Source organism: Parvibaculum sp. (assembly GCF_035511255.1).
Taxonomy (GTDB): Bacteria; Pseudomonadota; Alphaproteobacteria; order Parvibaculales; family Parvibaculaceae; genus Parvibaculum.
Genome location: NZ_DATKFR010000022.1, coordinates 1 through 3,421 on the forward strand (window position 1 = coordinate 1; position 3,421 = coordinate 3,421).

At 65.1% G+C, this 3,421-nt stretch carries 3 protein-coding genes and 1 pseudogene; all 4 read right to left on the reverse strand.

From position 1 onward, the window contains the following. A pseudogene (locus VMR03_RS00745) lies at nucleotides 1–214 on the reverse strand (FMN-binding glutamate synthase family protein); the annotation flags it as partial. Then, nucleotides 211–1,260 (reverse strand): class I SAM-dependent methyltransferase, encoded by a 1,050-nt coding sequence (locus VMR03_RS00750; RefSeq protein ID WP_325401287.1) that lies wholly within the window; start codon nucleotides 1,258–1,260, stop codon nucleotides 211–213. The gene VMR03_RS00750 and the pseudogene VMR03_RS00745, both read right to left, overlap by 4 nt. A gap of 4 nt (nucleotides 1,261–1,264) precedes the next feature. Beyond that, a complete protein-coding gene (locus VMR03_RS00755; protein ID WP_325401289.1) occupies nucleotides 1,265–2,524 on the reverse strand; it encodes a class I SAM-dependent RNA methyltransferase in 1,260 nt (419 codons plus the stop codon). After that, nucleotides 2,521–3,282 (reverse strand): TlyA family RNA methyltransferase, encoded by a 762-nt coding sequence (locus tag VMR03_RS00760; RefSeq protein ID WP_325401291.1) that lies wholly within the window; start codon nucleotides 3,280–3,282, stop codon nucleotides 2,521–2,523. The genes VMR03_RS00755 and VMR03_RS00760 overlap by 4 nt, the downstream gene beginning before the upstream one ends. Nucleotides 3,283–3,421 lie beyond the last annotated feature (139 nt).

The following is a 3,421-nucleotide window of genomic DNA, read 5'->3' on the forward strand; positions in this document are numbered from 1 at the left end:
CCTCGACGAGATAACGGATGTTCCCGATGACCGGATAGTTGCGCCGCACCGCATGATGCGTCTGCAGGAGATCGTAGACACCCACAATCGACAGAAAGCCCGCGACAAGCGTCACGATCCAGAGCCAGTGCACCATGCCGAGGAAGGGCAACGTCAGAAGCGTGATCGCCACGCAAAGGGCGAAGACGACATAGCGCGCGACAAGGCTGGTCATCGGGTTTCCTCTTTCCGGAACGTCATGACCTTCGAGAGAAAGGCCGGCACGGCGCCGTCGAAGACGAGCCCTTCTCGGGCAAAGAGCGCCGCGAAATCCTCGGCGAGATAAGAGCCGAAATAAGGCTCGTGAAAACCGACGGGGAAGAACTCCAGAAGTCCGTCATAGTCCGGGCGGTCGCCTGTCTGCAGCGCATCGACGATGATCGCGACGCCGCCCGGCTTCAGCACTCGCGCGATCTCGGCCGCGACGATCCTGCGCACCTTGGGCGGCAGCTCGTGGAAGAGATAGATGCAGGTGACGGCATCCTGCGAGGCGTCGGCAATCGGCATCGTCTCCGCATTCGCTTCGACGAGCGTCGCCGCGCGGCGCTTTGCGAGCCGTATCCGCGCCTCGCCGACATAGGCGGGCGAGAGATCGAGCCCGGTGACGTTGAGACGCGGATAATTCTCCGTCACATCTTCGAGAAAGCGGCCTGTGCCGCAAGCGACGTCGAGGAGATGCAGGCCGCGCTGGTCGCGCCCCGCAAAGGCTTGCGCCAGCGGCACCAGCGCCTGACGGCGCATCGCATCCGCCGTGCCGCTGAACAGCACCTCGACCTGCGTGTCGTAGAGCTTGGCGGATTCTTCCGAGAACCAGCCGCCCGTCTGATAGTGAAAATTCTGGAGGTAATAGCGCGGATATTTCTCGCGCAGCTCCGGCGTCAGAACCTCTGAGTGCTTTCGCGACAGGCGTCGCTCATCGACCTTGCGCGCATCGCGAAAGAAACGAAGGCTCGTCGCGATGGCTTCCGACGGCGCGAGCAATCCCTCCGGCGCGCGGTAAAGCCCCGCCTCGATATTCTTCCAGTCCTGCTCGAAAAGCGCGCGCATCCCCGCGACGAGACCCTGCCAACCCGGCACCTTACCCTTGACCGAGACAGGCTTCTCCCCCGGCGGCACCAGCGGCCCGCGCATGCGATGGATCGCGAGATAATGCCCGACATACCACGCGACCCGCGCGCCCTGCTGGACGCCATAGCCTATGCGCGACAAGGGGCCTGCCATCCCGTCATCTCCTCCTGAAGACGCCGACCAGTTCAATATGCGGCGACCAGAGGAATTGGTCCACAGGGGTAACGCGGATGAGTTCATAACCGCCATCGATCAGTGTCCTCGCATCCCGCGCAAAGGTGGCCGGATTGCATGACACGCCGATGATGGTTGGAACCTCCGATTTCGCCAGTTGCTCGACCTGCGCGGCGGCGCCCGCCCGCGGTGGATCGAAAACCACGGCTTCAATCTTCAGCAACTCCGAGGGCAGGATCGGCCGGCGGAAGAGATCGCGGATCAGCAGTTCGACCGGCTTCAGCCCGAGCGCCGGTCCCTGCTCGCGCAACGCCCGGTCGAGCGCCGCCGTCTGCGCCTTCTCGCTTTCGACGGCGAGGACCGAGGCCGTCTTCGCCAGCGCCGCCGTGAAGGTGCCGCAGCCGGCGAAGAGATCGGCGACGCGCTTTGCCTCGCCGACGGCTTCAAGCACGAGCCGCACCAGCGCCGCCTCGCCATCCGCCGTCGCCTGCAGGAAACTGCCCGGCGGCGGCGCGACCTTGAGGCCGGAAAGCGTCACGACCGGAATACGCCGTTCGGAGATCATGTCGCCGTTCCATGTGAGCCGCGCGAGATCGATACCGGCCGCGCGTTTCGCGAGCTCGGCCCGCAGCGGCCCATCCATCTCCTTCGCGTCGCTCACACCGACATCGAGGCCGGTTTCGGTCGACGTCACTGCGACGGAGGCATGGCCCTTGCGCGACAGGCCCGGCTCGACGAGATGCGCGAGCCCTTCGAGCGCCCGCTCAATCTCCGGCACGACCAGAGGACATTCGCGGATCGCGACGATGGTATGGCTCGCGCGCCCGTAATAGCCGAGCGTCACGCCCTTCTTCGTCCGCGTCGCCGCGAATGTCGCGCGCCGCCGGCTGCGGAATTGCGCCGCGACGAGCGGCTCGACCTCGGCCTCGATACCGCGCGAACCCAGCGCCGCCGCAACCTGCGCCCGTTTCCACGCCGCATAGCTCGACGCTTCGACATGTTGCAGCGCGCAGCCGCCGCATTGCCGGAAATGCGGACAAGGCGCCTTCACCCGCGATGCGGACGGCGTGACGATGCCGAGAAGCTCCGCCCGCCCCTCGCCGCTCTCGCGAATGCGCACGCGCTCGCCCGGCAGCACGAAAGGCACAAAGACTTCTCCCGATGGCGTTTCGGCGACGCCGTCGCCCAGATGCCCGAGCGAGGAGATGGTCACTTCAAGTTCTCTTACCGATAGGTCGGTCACTCTTTTTCCTTTTTTGCGGCAACCAGGAATTCCCTGTTGCCGTCGCCGCCTTCGATGGGGCTGTCGGTCACGCCGAGGACGCGCCAGCCGGGCGTCGCGGCAAGCCATGCCGTCACCGTCTCGCAGGCTTCGGCGTGAAGCGCCGTGTCCCGCACGATACCGCCCTTGCCGACCTTGCCCTTGCCGACCTCGAATTGCGGCTTGATGAGCGCGACGAGCGTCGCACCCGTCGCCGCGAGAGCCAGCGCCGCCGGCAACGCCTTGGTCAGGCTGATGAAGCTCACATCGGCGACGATGAGATCGGCGCCATGCGGCAGATGTTCCGCCGTCAGATCCTTCGCATTCAGATTCTCAAGCGACGTGACCCGCGCATCGGATGCAAGCTCCGCCGCCAGTTGACTATGCCCGACATCGACCGCCGTCACATGCCGCGCGCCATGCGCGAGCAACACCTGCGTGAAGCCGCCCGTCGACGCGCCGATATCGAGGCAATCGAGCCCCTTGGGATCGATCGCAAAACTCTTCAGTGCATGTTCGAGCTTCAGCGCGCCGCGCGAGACATAGAGATACGCCGAGGGATCGACGTCGATTGCAACATGCGCGCCGACCAGTTGCGCGCCCTTGGTGACGAGCTTGCCGTCGACATGGACGAGCCCGCCCTCGACGGCCGCCCGCGCCTTGGCACGCGACGCGAAAACCCCGCGCTCGATCAGCAACTGATCGAGACGTTTTCTGGATGAGGTGTCCTCATTAGTCATCGAATTCGCGCGTCTTCCAAACAAGAACCGTCATCCCGGGCTTGTCCCGGGATCCAGGGGCCGCTTGCACCGAGCTTGCCGCTCCTGGATCCCGGCATGAAGCCGGGATGACAGGTCATTATGGATTGAGCGCCTTCGC